This is a genomic window from Polyangium sorediatum (genome assembly GCF_029946465.1).
Lineage (GTDB): Bacteria > Myxococcota_A > Polyangia > Polyangiales > Polyangiaceae > Polyangium > Polyangium fumosum.
Map to the genome: position 1 here is coordinate 25135 of NZ_JARZHI010000082.1, position 17793 is coordinate 42927.

Below are 17793 nucleotides of genomic sequence, written 5' to 3' on the forward strand. Positions count from 1 at the left end.
GGTTTCCTCCCGAAATCAAGGCGCCGCGGAGACGACGAGTACGGATTCGTAATGACGGCTCTTGCGAGCGAAGGGCGGACATTCCGTGTCGCGGATGGGCATGGCATCGGCGCGCACGAGGTGCAGCGTGCCGTAGCCGTCTGCGAGATCGAGGCTCTTGCCCGCGCGCAGGAAGGTGATCGAGGGGACGTGAGCGCCGAGGTAGCTGACCTCGAGCGGGACGAGCAGGCTGCCGCATTCGTCGTGCGCGCCGGCGCAGCCCTGGGCGAGCTCGGACTCGACAGCGGGCTCGGTGAGCGGCTCGGCGGCGTCCGTGGACTCGTACCGCGCGAGGACATTGCCGCGCACCGCGAGCACGGTGTGCGTGTCGCTGCGGAGCACGAGAGCCCTGCCCTCGGGCGCTTCGCCGTTCGTCTCGGGGTAGGAGCCGCCGGCGATCTCGAAGGCTTCGATGGCGATGCTGTCGCCGGCCTTGAACGGCATGGCCGCGCCGGGCACGCAGACGTACATCGTCGATTGGTTCTGGAGCACGAGCGCGTGGCAATCGTCGGGGGACGAGACGACGGATTCCAGGACGTAAGGTCCGTGGAGGGGCACGGGCGTGGACCACTCGACCCCGACGGTCTTGCCGGGCGAGGCGCAGCCGGGGGCGGCGGGCGGATCTTCGAGCGCGGGCGCCTTGAAGACGGCCTCGTGCGGGCCGAGCGAGAGTTTGCCATTCGAATCGAGCGAGAGCGGGATCATGAGGCGATCGTCCGAATTCGTCGCTGTGGAGACGAGCTGGGTCGGGAACTTCTGCGAGGACCAGGCGAGGAGCGTGGGCGCGAGGCCGTCGGCGTCGACGAGGTAGGCGACGCAGCCTGCCGTATCATTGTTCTCGAGGGGCAAACCCCGGCCCGGCTGGAGGAGCCACGCCTCGGCGGGGGCGAAGAGCTCACGCGAGAGCGCGGACTCGGGATCGGCGAGCAGCGTCGGGCAATCGACCTGGACCGAGTCCTTGAGCGGGCGCAGGCGCACGAGGCGCTCGCCTTCCGTGGTATTGCCGAGGGAGAGCGCGCCGCTCTCGGTGGGCGTGACGCCGCAGAAATCGGGGCCGCACTCCGGCGGCGGCTCGGTGGGCTCGCTGGTCGCGGCACACGCGAGGGATCCGAAGACGACGGCCGTGCGCTGGGCCAGGGGGCGCTCCGGGAGCGGGCGCTGCATGGCCGGGACGAGGACACGGAACGCGAGGGCGAGCGCGGGCAGGGCGATCAAATCGGTGGGATCGACGGTGATCTGCCAGGGGAAAGGCGTGAGCGCCGCGAGGGCCTCGAAGGCGCGCGCCGCCGCGGGCGAGAGCTTGATCGCGGCGAAGACGGCGCCCGTCGCGAGGTGCGCGAGGACGAGGCTCCGGCGGCTCCCGAGCCGGAGGAGCGCCGCGAGCAGCGCGGGCGCCACCACGAGCCCGGCGAAGTCACTCAATTTGCCCGTGATCGCGCCGGGGAGAATGCCCGCGCCCTTGAGGACGTGGTCATTCAGGGCGAGGAGGGCGAGGGACCCGAGCCACAGGGGGTGCAGCAGCGCGCGACGCGCCGCGAAAGGTCGTTCCATCGACATTTCATCTCCTGGATGAGGGAAAAACGAAGGCTGGGCACGGCGAGCAAACGATGTGCCATGCACGTATTCCCGGCATTCGAGGAGGGAGCTTGCTCCGAGGCCCGCCCTGCGGCCCTGACAGCGGTGTCGCGGCGGTCGCGGCACCGCCCGAATTAGAGGCGGATGCGCTCGATACGTCGTTCGATCACGTCGAGGATCCCGCGGGCATAACTGGCCCCGGCGGTGCGGGAGAAGCGGCGGCGGGCGTCGTCGGTGGCGTTGTCGACGAGGTAGCCGTGTTCGACGGCGGAGAGCATGTCGACGTCGCCCACGTCGTCGCCGAAGCTCATGGCCCGGGCGCGCGGGATGCCGAGGCGATCGAGGACGAAATCGACGACCTGGCGTTTTCCGACGCCCCGCGGCACGAAATCCACGTCGTACGTGCCCTCGGGCTCACCGAGCGCGGGATGGCAGGGATAGACGTGGACGCCGATCCCGTGGCGCTCGGCGACCTTGTGGAGGGTCGAGGGGATCTCGGGGGATCTGCCGCGCCCGCTCGGCTGGAACATGTAACTGTCGATGCGCCGGCCCGCTTGCTCGCGGCGGACCAAGGGAATGCCGCGGCGGAGGAGATCGTCGAGCGCGGCGGCGACGCGGGCCCTCGAAAAGCCGCTCTGCGCGACACGCGCGTCCCACTCGGCGACCGGGCGGCGGCCCTCCTCGCGGGAAAAAAAATCGAGCTCGGCGCCCCAGGAGCTCGCGATGAAATGGGGCACGACGCGAAGGCCGTGGGTGCCGACCGTGGCGGCGACGACGTCGATGGGCCCGTCGGCGACCCAGCCGAAGACGAGGCCGAGCGCGGAGGCCTCTTCGAGGAGGAGCTGCTCGAGCGAGCGCCGATCGCGGCGTCGCTCGGGCGAGCCGTCGTGCGCGAGGTAGGTCTCGTCGAAATCGGCGAAGACCACCCAGCGCGGGGCCACGACGCGCGGCAGATACGTCCGGCGATCACCGAGCGGCGGCATGGCGCGTCCGTCGCACGATCGGCGAGACGAGGCCGAGGCGATTGTTTGTCAAGACAAGCATGACATCCATTCCTTCGCAGGTAAGACCGAAATAAGGCGGGCCCCGGGCGTGGGACGAGAGGCCACGATCGGCCGGGGCGAGCCCGACGGCCGCCGGCTCCCCGTCCATGGCGCCACCCATCGCCGAGATTATCATGCAATGGCGGACGGCCGCCCGAAATCGACGCCCAGATCGGACGTACCCTGTCCGATCCGAGCGCTCCGGATCTTTTCCGTATTTATCAACGCTGCGCCGATTCCGAGCGGGTGTTCCCCAGGCGTCGCGAGCGGCTCGAGGCTAGAGAGGCCGAGCGAGGCGTACACCTGTACGTCGAGCGAGGCCGACCGACGCATCGAGCCGCGCAGCAGCCTGGGGGACCCCCGCTCAAATCCTGTCGCCCGGCAGCATCGGGAAGCGGCTGCGGAGGCGCCGCGCCTGGGCGAGGTGCTGGGCGAGCGTGGCGCGGACCTCGCGCAGGAAGGTCTCGACCTCCGCCGAATCGGCGTTCGGGATGAGCTGCGCGTCGATCAGCGTGATCGCGCGCTGGTGCCCGCCGATCTGGGCGTTCAGGTAGGTGACGTCGAAATCCGCGGCCGGCACGGTCCGGAGCAGCTCCGCCGCGCGCTCGGCGTCGCGGCGGAGGTTCGACTGCATCTCGCTGCCCTCCTGCTTGACCCGGAGCTTCTCCTGGAGCGCCAGGATGCGCGTCTGGATCGCTTGATGCTCGGCGGTGACGCGCTCCGCGTAGGACCGGACCCCTTCGCTCGTGGCCCGGAGCCGCGCCGTCTCCGCGTTCGTGAGCTCGTTCTGATCGACGGTCGACACGACGGCCAGGATCTGTCCGTGCGAGAGCGGCTCCGAGGGCTCCTCCCTGGCCTGACGCGGACGGTTCTCCCCCGCGTCCGTGCCGCAGCCCGCCACGCCCGCGGACGCGAGCGCGAGCCACGTGAAGGCGCGGGCAAAGGACCGATGGAATACGTGAGCCATGCGTCGTCTCCTCTTCAAAAGCGCCGCCCGCTCGCTTCGGCCATCGCCGAGATCCACGCGCCAGCGCCCCCCTGCCCATGAGGCCCCGCGGCGCGCGCCGAGAGCCGGGCCTACCGTCTCCCGACGTCGGGGGGACCCGGACGGGAAATTGCTTTCCGCCCGCGTCGTTGTGCCTCAACGCTGCGTGGTGTAAGGGGGGGCCGAGCGCGGCGCTCGGGATCCGTCGCTCCGCCCTTGCGCATGGACACGACCCCCATCGAGCGAAGCCTGCGAAGCGCGGAGACAGGGACGCTCGTGGTGGACAGCCGCCTCGTCGCCCGCGTGATCAAGCGCCACCGGCGGATCATGGGCATCGGGCTGCAGGTGCCGCATGCGTCGTGTTACGCGCTCGGGCGCGACGACCTGCTCGCGCTCGTGCCGGCCGCGGAGCTCGGCGAGGCCGGCGCGAAGCTGCCCGAGCACGTGGTGCTCCTGCCCCGGCCGAAGGGCTCGGAGATCCTCGCTGCGTCGCCGGCCGAGGTGCTGACGCGGCTCTGGCGCGGGGCGTTCCACGGGCACGTGCACCTTGCGCTCGAAGCCGCGCGGCGCCGCGGCGCGCTCGACGAGGCGGGGATCCGGGCGCGGATCGATCGGATCGGGCAGACGGAGTTCGACGAGATCCGGCGGGTGCTCCGCTCGGACGATCTGCTCTTGCCCCCGGCCGACGACGCCGAGGTGTACACGGAGTTCGCGGCGCTCCTCCTCGAGCTCCACCACTTCGCCCCGCGCCTCGTGGCGAGGACGTTCCCGACGCTGCGGGACACGTCGCGGGCGCTCGTGGTGATCGGCGGAGACGTGGACGCACGCGCCTTGCTCGCGGCGTGCCGGCCCGAGGGCGCGGCGGATCCGACGGACGCGCCGCTCAGCAGGGAGTCGACGACGCCCACCTACTCGGCGCTCCCCGCGCTCGACGTGTTGCCCGCGTTCCTGTCGCGGCGCGCGACGACGGTCACGGGGGCGCAGAAGCTCGTGGTCCAGGCCGAAAAGGCGCGCGCCGAGGGCAACCACGTGCGGGCCGCGCTCTCGCTGCTCGCGGCGATGCCGGCCGCGGGCGAGGACCAACAGGTCAAGCTGCGCGCCCAGGTGCAGCGGGATCTCGACGCGCTCGGGGCGCGGCTCGACAGCGCGCTCGTGGGCCCCGGCGAGAGCGCGGAGAGCGCGCCGCGGGTGCCATGGACCTCGTCGCTCATGCCGCTCGCGGCGACGGCGAGCGAACGGCAGGCGCTCCGGTATCCGGTCGAGGCGCGGCTGCTCTACGATCTGCAGCGGGCCTGCGTGGCGCACGAGCGCGGGTCGTCGGCGGTTGATCTCGTGACGTGGGCGCTCTCGCTCGGCAAGCGCCCGATCGTGCGGAAGCTGCCGGCGACGCGGGCGCTCAAGGTCGCGCGGCACCTGCGGAGCGCGCTGCAAAAGCTCCGGCACGTGGAGATGCCGTCCGCGGATCGACGGCTCATCGCGCGGCTCTTGCGGATGGCGGTGCGGCGGGCCGAGGAGAACGTACGGAAGACGCTCCGGCCGGTCATCGAAGGGACGCTCGACGGCGTGGGGCTCCGGCCCGCGAGCGTGCCCGAGCACGTGGCGCGCAAGAAGCTCGTCGAGGAGCTCTGCGATCAGGTGGTGGCGCGCGGGTTCTTGAGCATCGGGCAGCTCCGCGACGCGCTCTCGCGGAACCAGCTCAAGATGGGCGACGTCGCGCACCCGCGCGAGCTCGTGCGCGGCGATCCCCTGCTGCTCGCCGATCGCGCGCTCGACGTCGCGCTCGACGGCGTCTACCGGCGCGGCGAGGTGTACCTGCGCGCCCTGCAGAAGGTGTCGAGCGTGTTCTTCGGCACGAAGCTCGGTCGGCTCGTCACGCTCTTCGTGATCCTGCCGGCCGGCGGCGCGTTCGTGGTGCTGGAGGGCCTGCAGCACATGGTCGGGCCGGCCGCGAAGGCGCTCGGCTTCGTGCCGCCGCACCTCGTGAGCACGCCGTCGCTGCTCGTGATGACCGCCGTGCTCTTCGGGCTCATCCACAGCGAGGCCCTGCGCGCGGGGGTGATGCGGCTCCTGTCGATGCTCGGCCACGCGCTCGCCGCCGTCTTCGTGCGCCTGCCGCGGTGGGTCCTCTCCCTCGGGCCGATCCGGCGCGTGCTGGAGAGCGGCCTCGCGCGGGCGTTCGCGCGGTACGTGCTGATGCCGCTCGTGGTCGCGGCGATCCTCTACATGGCCACGCCGCTGCGCGACGTGCCCGGCGTGATCGGGCCCCTCGGCGCGGCCGGCGTGTTCGTCGCGGCGAGCGTCCTGCTCAACACACGCGCGGGCCTCGTCGCGCAGGAGGTCGTGTTCGATCAGATCGCGCTCGGCTGGGAGGCGCTCAAGGGGCGCGCGCTGCCGGGGCTCTTGCGGCTCGTGATGGGCATCTTCCGCGCGATGCTGGAACTCTCGGAGCGCACGCTCTACCGGGTCGACGAATTCCTGCGCTTCCGGGAGGGCGACAAGCGCGCCACGATCCCGCTGAAGGCCGCTCTCGGGCTCGTGTGGTTCTTGGTGGCGTACGTGATCCGGCTCTACATCACGCTGCTGATCGAGCCCGAGATCAACCCGGTGAAGCACTTCCCGGTGGTCACGGTCGCGCAGAAGATGCTGATCCAGCAGCTCGCGGAGATGCTGACGGTCATGAACCACGCGCTCGCCCCGCTCGGCCCGGTGATCGGCGGGACGATCGCGGCGACCACGGTCTTCCTCTTCCCGAGCGTGTTCGGCTTCCTCGTGTGGGAGTTCAAGGAGAACTTCCGCCTCTACCGCGAGAACCGCGCGAAAAACCTGGGGCCCGTGCCGATCGGCCACCAGGGCGAGACCGTGGGCACGCTGATGCGGCCCGGCTTTCACTCGGGCACGTTGCCCAAGCTGTACGGAAAACTGAGGCGCGCCGCGCGCCGCGCCGATCTCGACGAGTCCCGCGGCATCGAGCACGGCCACGGCTCGTTGCGCGGCCTGCAGGAGCAGCTCGACGATCTGCGCGAGACCGTGCGTCGCGCCGTCGATCGCGAGGTGAGTGGCCTGCTCGCCGCCTGCCCCCGCTTCCGCGCAGGCGCCATCACCGTGCAGAGCGTCGAGCTCGGATCGAACCGGCTGCGCCTCGAACTCGCGTGCGACGCGCTCTCCAAGGCGAAGGCCGTGATCGCGTTCGAGGAGCAGAGCGGGCTCGTCGTGGCGAGCGTGACCGAGCCGGGCTTCGTCGACGCGCTCGACGGCGCGGATCGGATCCTGTTCGAGAACGCGATCGCCGGATTTTACCGCATGGCCGGCGTGGATCTCGTGCGCGAGCAGATCCGCGCCGCGCTCGGCGACGACGTGCCGTACGACATCGCCGACGAGGGCCTCGTGCTCTGGCCGGGCGAAGGCTACCGGACCGAGGTGATCTACCCGCTCGACGCCGCCTTCAGCGGGCCGATCGTACCTCCGACGGTGCGCGGCGATCGCCCGGCGACACCCCCGAAGCCGCTCGATCTACGAAAAATCCTGTTCCGGGATCAGCACATCCCCTGGGCCGAATGGGCCCTGTCGTGGCGCGAGGAGGTCGCGGGCGAGGCGCCGCGGCGCGTGCTCTTCGGCGCGTCGATCCTGCCGCCGCCGCGGCTCGAACGGGAGCGGGCCGCGCGCCTGGCCTCGGCATGATCCACGCCACGGGCCGCGTCCTCCTCGCGCTCGTGTTGCTCGCGCCCGCGTGCGGCCGAGACACGCCGCCGGAGCCCCCGCCGAGCAGCGCGGCCCCGCGGACCGAGGCAAAGCCCACATCCGGGCCGCCCGAAGCCGCCGGGATCCGCTACCTCGAACGTGTGACGGGCGGCGCCGCCGCGACCGAACGGCTGCCGCTCGTGGTGGCGATCCACGGGCTCGGCGATCGTCCGGAGTCGTTCGTTCGGCTCTTCGATCGGATCGAAGGCCGCATGCGGGTCGTCGTTCCGTACGGGACCTCGCCCTACAGCGACGGCTTCTCGTGGTTCCCGCTCGCGCGGCGCGACCCGGCAAAACTCGCGGAGGGCACGTCGCTCGCGGCCGACGGGCTCGCGGCGATGCTGGAGGAGCTCGAACGAACACGGCCGACGCGCGGCCGGCCGATCGTGACGGGGTTTTCCCAGGGAGGCATGCTGAGCTTCACGCTCGCGGTCAAACACCCCGAGCGCGTCGGCGAAGCGCTCCCCCTCGCCGGCTTGCTCGCGCCGCCGCTCTACCCGAGCGCGTGGCCCATGGGGAAAGTCGCCCCGCCCGTCCACGCGTTCCACGGCGACGCGGACACGATGGTGCCGCACGCCGGCGCGACCGAGACCGTACGCGCGCTCGTCGCGGTGGGCTTTTCGGCGGAGCTCACCACCTACCCCGGCGTGGGGCATACGGTGAGCGCATCGATGCGGGGGGACTGGCAGAAGGCGCTGGAGGCAGCAGCGCAGAGGGCCGCCGCCTCCAGCCCGTGACGGGTCAGTTGCGGTTCCGGCGACGCAGCCGCGCGAACACCGCGCCGAGCAGGCCGAGGGCCGCCGCCGCAGGCAGGGCCGGGCTCTTCTGCTCGTCTCCCACGACCGCGCAGCCGCAACCACCGTCTTCGACGATGATCGGGCCGGCGCCCGTGTTCCCTCCGACGCCCGCGCTGCTGTCACCGCTCCCCGTGCCCGGCAGAACGGTCACCTTCACGAGGTCGCTCGCCAGGCCCTTGCCGTCGGAGACGGTGAGCTGGAACGTGAGCGTCGTCTCGGCCTGAACGTCCGGCGCGACGAACGTCGGCTTCGGCCCGTCGCCGTCCACGAGCGCGACCTCGGGCCCTTCCGACTGCGTCCACTTGAACGTGAGCTTGTCGCCGTCCGGATCGCTGCTCTTCGAACCGTCGAGCTCGACCTGCTCCCCGCCCGACACCACGAGGTCCGCGCCGGCGTTCGCCACGGGCAGGCCCGCGCAGCTCGTGCTGTCCTCCACGATCGACGCGAACGGCTTGTTCGCCGCGCCCTGCACGTCGATGTCGTCGATCTCCCAGCCGTACGCGCCCGCCGCCGGATCGGTGCCGATCCGGAAGCGCAGCTTGAACGTCTTGCCAGCGAGCGAGGTGCCGAAGTTCAGCGTCATCGTGCTGAAGTCCGGCCACGCCGCGTTCCGGTTCGTGAAGCCCAGGCGGTTGCCGAGCGGGTTGTCGGAGATGTTCGTGATCGTGCCGGTGTAGGGCACGTTCACGAACTGGCTCGCGTCCTGCCAGCTCTGCCCGCCGTTCGTCGAGATCTCGAGGACCGCGCCGTCGTAGTTGACGTTCCCGCCCCCCTGCGGCGACGGGCCCACCTCGAACTCGTGGCGGTGCTTCATCGTGATCGTGAGCGGCCCCGGGCCCGCGACGATCGGCGGCGACTCGAACGAGGTGTCGCTCATGCTGCCGAGGTCCACGCCGTGGAAGACGTGGTTCGGCGGGCCGTTCTGGATGCGGCTCCAGACCCGATCGGCGCCGTCGCCCGACTTCGTCCACGTCTCGATGTCGCTCTCGGCGCTCTCGATCGTGGCCGATTCCGGCACGTTGTCGTAGTTGATGTACGGCACCTCGACGAGCGTCGACTTGGGCTCGCACGTCTGCGCGCTCGTCACGGCGATGTCGAGCTTCACCGAGCTGATGCCGGCGACCGAGCCGTCGAGGGCCACGTCGATCGTGGCCTTCGCCGTCCCGAAGGGCGGGACCGTGCCGAACTGCACCTGCGTGCCCTTCGGGAACGAGATGCCCGCCTGCTGCGCCGTCACGCTCGCGACCGCGTCCGTGAGCGGCGCGACGCCCGTGTTCTGGAGCTCGATCGTCACGCGGCCCGACTCCTGGGCGTCGAGGCGCCCGTCGGAGTCGCAGGACTGAACGGCGTCGTCGAGCCCGCTCGCGAGATCGGAGACCGAGGCCTTGACCTCGAAGCTCTCGACCACGCCCACGTTGTCGCCGGAGTCGCGCTCCGGCGAGACCGCGCACGAGCCCGCGCCGCGCTTGGCGAACGCCTTGGCGAGGACCTCCATGTCCTTCAGGTCGACCGAGGATGCGGCCATGAGGATCGCGTCGCGCTGCTCGAGATAGGTCGCGTCCGGCGGGACCATCTTCAGCGACGTGACGATGTAGTCGGCCATGCGCCGGCGAGCCCCTTCGAAGTCGTAGGGGGCGCCCGGCTCCTGGCTGCGCTTGAGGAGCGCGATCGTCGCCTCGAACATCATCGTCGCCCATACCTCGCCGGCGTTGTGCACCTCGGAGTTCGGCGCGGGGACCACGGCCATCGGGTGGCTCGGCAGCGCCTCGTTGTCCACGATGTGCCGGTAGGTCAGGCCGTTCTTCGTCATGTCGGTCGAGTACGGGACACGCCGGATGCCGTAGTAGCCGCTGTCGCCGAGCGACGCCGTGGCGTAGACGCTCATGCCGAAGACGCCGTCGAGGTCGTCGCCCTCGCGCAGGGCCATGTGGAGCGCGACCGTGTCGCCCCAGCCCTCGCCCATGCCGCCGCACATGTTGGCGCCGCAGTACGCGAGCCGGTTGTGCAGGTAGTGGCCCCACTCGTGCGCGACGATGTGGTTGTCGATCGTCCCATCGCGCTCGACGCCCGCGGCCGAGCGGACCATCGTGGCCGTCACGTCGCTGCCCATGGCCAGCTTGATCGCCGCGGCCGACGCGAGCGTGATGGACAGGACCGGGATCGTCACGGCCCCGTTCGGCTGCCCGTTCGGCATGTACGGCGGGGCCGGCTCGTTGATGTTGTTCGCGAGGATCATGCCGATCGCGCCCGCGGCCTGCGCGTTCACGGCCTTCTGCTTGAACGTGCAGGAGCCGCGATCGATGAGGACGATCTTTCCGGCCACGTTGTTCTTGATGGCCTGGCAGCCATCACCGAACGTGCCGGGCGTCTCGTTCGTCGTGGCCGTGGACTCGTCGTTGACGAGCGAGAGGGCGCCGGTCGTGTTGAACGTCTGCTGCCCGAACTCGGCCACGTCGGTGCTGTGGTTCTTGCCGCCGGGGTTCGTCGTGAGGCTCCGCGCGCTCGCGCCCGACCAGAGGTACATCTGCATGATCGGCGATTCGCCGTCCGCAGGCGTCTGCATGTTCGCGTTGTTGCGGCTCTGGTTGTTGAACGCGTCGTCCTGCGCCTCGGCGCGGATCGGATCGCCCTCCTGGCCGCCGCGGCCGTAGTTGCTCATCTGCGCGTTGCCCGCGGCCTCGTCGAAGCCCGAGTCGTACCAGTAATCGTGCAGCCAGTTCGTCACGTAGAAGAGCTGCGTGGCGGCGGCCATGACCTGGTTCGGGTTCGCCGTCGGCGCGAGGTTCACGTCGTACGTCCGATCGAACACGCCGGGCGCCGTCACGCTCGGGCGCGTGTCGCCATTGTTGAAGCCGTCCGGCTGGTTGTGGTCGGCGTACGCGTCGACGTTGTTGCCCGACGTCGAGGTCGCCCCGGAGGCCAGCCACGGATCGAACGTGCCCTGGGGGTTCTTGTTGAATCCATCCATCGACACCAGCACCGGCGCGATGAAGTCGGGCTGGGAGCCGTCGGGCTCGCCCGTCGGGTGCGGCGTGTAATCGGCCTGCGGGCCGTCGAGGGGGCGTTTGTCGCCGTTCGCTTCCGCCCATACCCTGTAATTGAAGACCGCGTCGTGAGAAAGGTTTTGCCGAGAGAGGACACGCCCGTCGTCGGCCGCGATCACGTAGGCGTAAAGGCCCGCGTCTTTCTGGCCCACCTCGCGCGGGCGGATTTCGAGGTAGTACGCGGGAACGAGGCGATCCGGGAGCGGGAAATACACCTTTTTCACGCGCGCAGGGCCGGCAAACTCGTGCCCCTGCGCGGGCAGGAGATCAAAGGTCTGGTAACGGCCTTTTTCCCCGCGCGGGACGAGGTTCGCCGCGGCGAGGTCGGTCCCGTGGAAATCCCGGAACGCGCTGGCGAGGGCGCCCTGGGGGGTCACGACGAAGGTGCGCGGGACCCGCTTGTTCCCCGCAAACCCGGCCGGGTGGAGGTTGTTCGCGGCCGCCACGAGGCGGTGGCTCCGATCGAGCATGACGTTCGCGCCGCCGCGGAAGACCTCGACGCCGTCGATCTCCTGGCCGAGGCGCACGACGACGCCGCCCGCGCCGCGATCGTGAATTTCACGCACCACCGTGGCCTGGATGGCGGCTTCGGGGACCTTCAGCATCTCGGCCGCGGAGACGAGCGCCTTGCGCGCGGCCAGGTCGGGCTTCGTGGAAGCCACGAGCGCCTGCGTGCCGGCCTGATCCCGCGCGGCCCAGAAGAACGTGGGAGCCCCCGAGTGCGGATGCACCGAGGTGACGTGTCCGCCGATGGGGGACCGCGAGACGCGCGGTGCGCCGGCGGGCGTCGGCTGCGCACGATAATAAGCATCGAAGTTCGGCAGCTCCTTCGCATGCGCGAAGGAAGCCCCGACCAGCGCCGTGAGCATGGTGAGACAACGAACGGAGCGCTTCATCGAATCCTCCACCAACGGAGACGCTCTCGCCCCTCGAAAGGGAAGTGGGCAAGAGACGGGCAAGGGCTAGGCGTACTCGGTTATCGCGAAAGAGGGAAGCACATTTGCGCGGAACGTTATGGCCTCTCCGAGGGCCGCCGCGCGCCTCCACACGTATTCGGACGATGATGCAAGATTCCGTCGACCGCGGCTTGGAAATTCCCACCGCGCTTCTTTTCTTTCGCAGTTCAGGTGCCAGGCGCGCGACTTGTGCTAATGGCGGCCGGGCATGGTACGTCGGTTCTTCCCGTGGTTCCTTTCGGTCCTCGCCTGCGGGTGCGGCGGGACGCCCCCTCCCCTCGATCCTGCGGCGCCGCCGCCGCGATCCACGGCGATCCCCGCGGCGCCGCCCGTCATGGCGCCGCCGCCGAAGCCTGCGGAACCGAGCCCTCCGGAGACCGCTGCTGCACCAAAGGTTCCTGCTCCCACGAATTCGGGTCCTCCTTTTCCACCCCCCGCGTTCCCGCCGCCCCACGCACGCACCGCCAAACCCGGCGACGGCGTCTTCACGCGGATCGAGGAGGGCGCCGCGCGCGGGACCGGCGCGCTCGCGCGCGCCACGGTCCACCCCCACCGGATCAAACCCCACCCCTCCGTCGTCCTCGTGGCGATCGATCTGCGCCGGGTCGATCTGCGCCTCGTCGCAGGCACGGAAGAGCCCACGTCCACGGGGGTGTCAAAAGATCGACGTCCCGGCCTCGTCCCCGCGGCGGATCTGCCTTCGCTGATTGCGGTGTTCAATGGCGGGTTCATGGCGAAGCACGGCCAATGGGGGATGATGGTCGACGGCGACGTTTTTCTGGCGCCGCGGGAGGACGGCTGCACGGTGGCGCTTCTCGGGGACGGGTCCGTGCGCATCGCGAGCTTCCCGGCGCTCGCGCCCTTGACCGCGGAGATCCGGTCCTACCGGCAGACGCCGCCCTGCCTGATCGAGGGCGGCGCGCTGCACCCGCGGCTTTCGGCCGAGGACACGGCGCGGCTCTGGGGCGCGGCCGAGGGCGGCGATCGCGAGATTCGCCGCACGGCGATCGGCCTGCACGAGGACGGCACGACGCTGCTCTTCGCGATCGGCGAGTGGGTATGGGCGCGTGACCTCGCGGCGGCGATGAAATCGGCCGGCGCCGCGTCCGCCGCGGAGCTCGACATCAACTGGTCGTATACACGGTTCCTCCTGTACGACCATTCGACCCCGCCCGCGGTCGTCTCGACGCTCATCGAAAAGGTCGAATACACGAAGACCGGATATGTATCGAAGCCCGCACCTCGGGACTTCTTCTACCTGAAGCAGAAACAATCCGGCGCCCCCGCGCGGCCTTGATCCGACGCGCGTGTTCCCCCACCGAGACCGCGGGGTTGCGTAGGGCAGACCGCAGAGTCGACGCGAAGCGGGAGCATGCGCCCGAAGGCGAGGCCGGCCATAGCCCCGAAAACGCCTGTCCGAGGGTGCTTCCGGGCCGATCTACCCCTTGACCGGGTTTTTCGCCTGTGGTGAGGTCTCGGGTTGGCAAACCGGAAAGGCCGGCGTCCCCGGGGGCTGCGGGCCGTGTGGTCCCTCGCGCCGGCATGGCGCCGATCGGGAGAAAGGGCATGTCGCCCATGAGTCGATGGAGAAGCTTGGGAATCAAGAGGTACGCCGCGGCGACCTTCGCGCTCCTCGCGGCGTGCATGAGCGCCTCCGCGGGCTGCGAGATTATCTCGCGGCCTGATCGCTCGGACATCAACCAGTCCACCGGCGGTGCGGGTGGGACGGGTGGGACGGGCGGCATGGGCGCGTGCACGACGCCCGAGGATTGCCCCGGCGCCGACACCGCCTGCCGGACGCGCACCTGCACGGCGGGCGTCTGCGGCGAAGAGCTCACCCCCATGGGCACCCCGAGCGACGCGCAGACGGCCGGTGACTGCGCCCGGGAAATTTGCGACGGCCAAGGGAAGCTCACGCTCGAGAACGACGACACCGACGTCCTCGACGATCAGAACGATTGCACCGAGGACGTCTGCAATGCGGGGCAGCCTGGGAACAATCCGCTCGCGGCCGGCGCCGCCTGCGCCTCGAACGAGGGCAAGCTCTGCGACGGCGCGGGCACGTGCGTGGAGTGCCTCGCGCCCGCCGACTGCCCTGAAAACGTCTGCGCGAACAACATGTGCGTCCCCGCCGAGTGCGGCGACACCGTGAAGAACGGCGCCGAGACGGACGTCGACTGCGGCGGCGGCACCTGCGCCCCCTGCGCCGACGGCCTCGTCTGCGCGGCGGTCTCCGATTGCCAGAGCAGCGTGTGCGACGCCGGCGTCTGCCAGGCGCCCACGTGCACGGATACCGTCGAGAATGGCGAGGAGACGGACGTCGATTGCGGCGGCGCGACGTGCAACGCCTGCGGCCCCGGCCTCGGCTGCGCGCAGGACAGCGACTGCGTGGGCGACTCCTGCTCGGGCTCGATTTGCCTCCCGACCTGCACGGACGAGGTCACGAACCGCAACGAGACGGACGTCGACTGCGGCGGCCCGAACTGCTCGCCCTGCGCCGCCGGCCTCATTTGCGCGGTGAACTCGGATTGCGCGAGCACGGTCTGCACGGCGGGCATCTGCCAGCCCTCGAACTGCACCGACCAGGTCCAGAACGGGACCGAGACCGCCGTCGACTGCGGCGGCGCGGATTGCAGCCCCTGCGGCGACGGCCTCGCCTGCAATCAGCCGACCGATTGCCAGAGCGGCATCTGCACGGGCAACCTCTGCCAGGTGCCGACGTGCACGGATACCGTGAAGAACGGAGCCGAGACGGACGCAGATTGCGGCGGCGGCACCTGCCCGACCTGCGACCTCGGCAAGGCGTGCCTCGCGAACGGCGACTGCACGAGCAACATCTGCGCGGGGAACGTCTGCGTCCTCTCGCTTTGCGGCGACGGCATCCTCACGGGCGCCGAGACCTGCGACGACGGCAACGCCGTGGCCGGCGACGGCTGCGACGCCGCGTGCGCGCTCGAGGTGGGCTGGGCCTGCACGGGCACGCCGAACACCTGCACCCCGAACTGCGGCGACGGCGTCCTGAAGGGCGCCGAGACCTGCGACGACGGCAACACGAACCCCGGCGACGGCTGCAGCGCGACCTGCAAGGCCGAGCTCGGGTACGTGTGCACCGGCCAGCCGAGCGCCTGCAAGACGGTCTGCGGCGACGGCATCCCGGCCGGCACCGAGGCGTGCGACGACGGCAACATGAACGACGACGACGCCTGCCTCCCGGGCTGCATCGTGGCGACCTGCGGCGACGGCTACGTGAACGTGGCGACCGAGACCTGCGACGACGGGAACCACACGCCCGGCGACGGCTGCAACGCCACCTGCCAATCCGAGCCGTTCTACGTGTGCTTCGGCACGCCGAGCACCTGCGTCCTCGTCGAGACCGAGCCGAACGCCGCGTGCGCGAGCGCGAGCGGCCCGCTCAAGCCGCCCTTCGCGATCACCGGCAAGATCAGCCCCGCCGGCGACCAGGACTACTACGCGTTCACCGTGCCTGCAGTCGCGGACGTGAGGATCGAGACCTTCGTCCCGTCGGTGGGCACCTGCACGACGGGCAACGACACGGTCATCGAGCTCCGGGCGGCGAACTGCACGACGATCATCATGACGGACGACGACGACGGCCTCAATAGCTGCTCCCTGATCGATCCGACGACGACGACCGACACGGCGGCGCGCAAGCTCGCCCCGGGCACGTACTACGTCCGCGTGGAGGAATATCAAAACAACGCGGCCATCAGCGCCTACCAGCTCCAGGTGACGTTCACCGCGCTCTGCGGCAACGGCGTGATCACGGGCAGCGAGACGTGCGACGACGGCAACACGAACAGCGGCGACGGCTGCTCGTCGAGTTGTGTCGTCGAGCAGGGCTACAAGTGCACGGGCGCGCCCAGCGTCTGCGCGCTGAGCTGCGGCAACGGCGTCGTCGACGGCGTCGACGCGTGCGACGACGGCAACACGGTCGGCGGCGACGGCTGCTCGTCGACCTGCGTCGTGGAGTCCGGGTACAAGTGCACCGGCAGCCCGAGCGTGTGCGTCGCCTTCGAGACGCTCTGCAACGACGGCATCGACAACAACAGCAACGGGTTCATCGACGCCGCGGATCCCAACTGCACGCTGCCGGCCTACTTCCCCGCGTGCGCCGCCGGGCAGAGGCTGCACGTCTACCGGTCGATCGACACCCCGCTCAGCATCCCGGACAACAACACCACGGGCGTCACGAGCATCATCAACGTCGGCGCCACGGGGACGATCGCGCGCGCGGCGATCCTGGTCAACATGGACCACGACTTCATGGCGGACGTGGACCTCTCGTTGATCTCGCCAGGCAACACCACGTTCGACGTGACGAGCGACAACGGCAGCAGCAACGACGACCTCATCAACACGGTCTTCGACTCGACCTGCCCCAACTTGATCACGAACACGAGCTTCTCGCCGCCGTACACCGGGTGCTTCGCGCCCGAGGCCTCCTTCGCGTCGCTCGTCGGGACGTCCATGCAGGGCAACTGGAAGCTCAACGCCGTGGACGACGCGGGCGCCATCACCGGCCCGCTCCAGAACTGGGCCCTGATCCTCTGCACGAACCCCTGATCCCACCTCGCCAAGCCGGCCGCGCTCTCCGCGCGGCCGGCGCTCTCCCCCTCGGCATCCTCGGACGAACGGAACCCCGGAGCCTCCGCGCTTCTCCCGCCCGGCGCTCCCCGGTATCCTGCCCCCACGCGCACACGGAAGGGGCGTGCGAATGCGACACCTCGCTCTCGCGAAGATCCTCGTCGTCCTCTCGATGCGCGCGGCCTATCCCCTCGCCGCTCCGCTCCTGCTCGGCATCTTCCTCGTCGCCACCGTCCTCTTCGGGCCGAACGGGATGAGCCCGCCCGAGGCGCTCGCCGTCATGCGCGCCTCCCCCACGCTCATGACCGTCCTCTGGGCCGGGTGGCTCGTGCTCGGCCTGCCCGCCGCGCGCGCGGCGCTCGTTCCTTCGTCGGCGACGTATCTCCGATGGTTGCCCGCGCCGCGCCTCGTGTTTCACCTCGCGGGCGGCGTGTGCGCGCTCGTCGTCGAGGCGCCGTGGATGCTCCTGTTCGGGCGCGGCGAGGGCCTCCTCTCGGCCTCCACGGCCGGGCTCGCGGCCCTCGCGGGGCACGCGCTCGCCGCCACGCGGCCGTGGGGCGCGCCGGAGGCGCTGGCGGCGGCCGGCGTGGGCCTCGCCGTCTTTGGACACCTCCCGCCGCTCGCGTTCGGGGCGGCCCTCGTTGCGGCGTGCCTGGCCGTCCCGGCCGCTTTCCGCCGCGCGCCCGAGGTGTCGGCCGGGGCGGCCCGCGGGTTTTGGGGCCGATCCCCGCTGGGCGCGCTCGCCTCGACGTACCTGCTCGGCGTCCTGCGCGGCGAACCTGCGGTCCTCGGGCGCGCGCTCGCGCTCGCGGCGCTCGCCGGGCTCATCCTCCCGCTCGCCGCCCGCGGACACGATCTCGATGCGGACACGTCGATCGGCGCGCTCGCCCTCGGCCTCGCGGCGGTCGCGCTCGCGCCGGGCCTCTCGGGGGCCGCGGCGGCGGTCGTGCGGGCGGAGCGCGCGGCCTCCTGGCTCTGCGACGCGACGGGGACGGCGCCGCGCACCCGCGC

The 17793-nt window shown here is 70.7% G+C and carries 9 protein-coding genes; 5 read left to right on the top strand and 4 right to left on the bottom strand.

What is annotated here, in order from left to right:
* Nucleotides 1-15 precede the first annotated feature (15 nt).
* The 3 genes from QHF89_RS43535 to QHF89_RS43545 form a co-directional block, all read right to left on the bottom strand.
* Nucleotides 16-1590: a hypothetical protein gene (locus QHF89_RS43535; RefSeq protein WP_284721711.1), complete on the bottom strand. Its 1575-nt coding sequence runs from the start codon at nucleotides 1588-1590 to the stop codon at nucleotides 16-18.
* Nucleotides 1591-1748: 158 nt separating this feature from the next.
* Complete coding sequence (locus QHF89_RS43540) at nucleotides 1749-2597, bottom strand: HAD hydrolase family protein (protein ID WP_136934893.1); 849 nt, start codon at nucleotides 2595-2597, stop codon at nucleotides 1749-1751.
* A 424-nt stretch (nucleotides 2598-3021) separates the two neighbouring features.
* Complete coding sequence (locus QHF89_RS43545; RefSeq protein ID WP_136971170.1) at nucleotides 3022-3624, bottom strand: DUF4142 domain-containing protein; 603 nt, start codon at nucleotides 3622-3624, stop codon at nucleotides 3022-3024.
* A 240-nt stretch (nucleotides 3625-3864) separates the two neighbouring features.
* Between QHF89_RS43545 and QHF89_RS43550 the strand changes: the two genes are divergently transcribed.
* Nucleotides 3865-7320 (top strand): hypothetical protein, encoded by a 3456-nt coding sequence (locus QHF89_RS43550; protein ID WP_284721712.1) that lies wholly within the window; start codon nucleotides 3865-3867, stop codon nucleotides 7318-7320.
* Nucleotides 7317-8117 (top strand): alpha/beta hydrolase, encoded by an 801-nt coding sequence (locus QHF89_RS43555; RefSeq protein WP_284721713.1) that lies wholly within the window; start codon nucleotides 7317-7319, stop codon nucleotides 8115-8117. The genes QHF89_RS43550 and QHF89_RS43555 overlap by 4 nt, the downstream gene beginning before the upstream one ends.
* Nucleotides 8118-8121: 4 nt before the next feature.
* On the opposite strand, the gene QHF89_RS43560 is transcribed toward QHF89_RS43555, so the two are convergent.
* Nucleotides 8122-12117 carry a M36 family metallopeptidase gene (locus QHF89_RS43560; protein ID WP_136971168.1) on the bottom strand — a complete coding sequence of 1332 codons (3996 nt, stop codon included), beginning with the start codon at nucleotides 12115-12117 and terminating at the stop codon, nucleotides 8122-8124.
* Between the two features lie 268 nt (nucleotides 12118-12385).
* Here QHF89_RS43560 and QHF89_RS43565 point away from each other — a divergent pair, with 268 nt between their 5' ends.
* The 3 genes from QHF89_RS43565 to QHF89_RS43575 all read left to right on the top strand — a co-directional run.
* The gene (locus QHF89_RS43565; RefSeq protein WP_284721714.1) at nucleotides 12386-13474 is read left to right on the top strand and encodes a phosphodiester glycosidase family protein; all 1089 of its coding nucleotides are present in this window, start codon (nucleotides 12386-12388) and stop codon (nucleotides 13472-13474) included.
* Nucleotides 13475-13770: 296 nt separating this feature from the next.
* Nucleotides 13771-16761: a DVUA0089 family protein gene (locus QHF89_RS43570; RefSeq protein ID WP_284721715.1), complete on the top strand. Its 2991-nt coding sequence runs from the start codon at nucleotides 13771-13773 to the stop codon at nucleotides 16759-16761.
* 151 nt (nucleotides 16762-16912) lie between these two features.
* Nucleotides 16913-17793: hypothetical protein (locus tag QHF89_RS43575; protein WP_284721716.1), on the top strand; the 881-nt coding region annotated here is incomplete at its 3' end.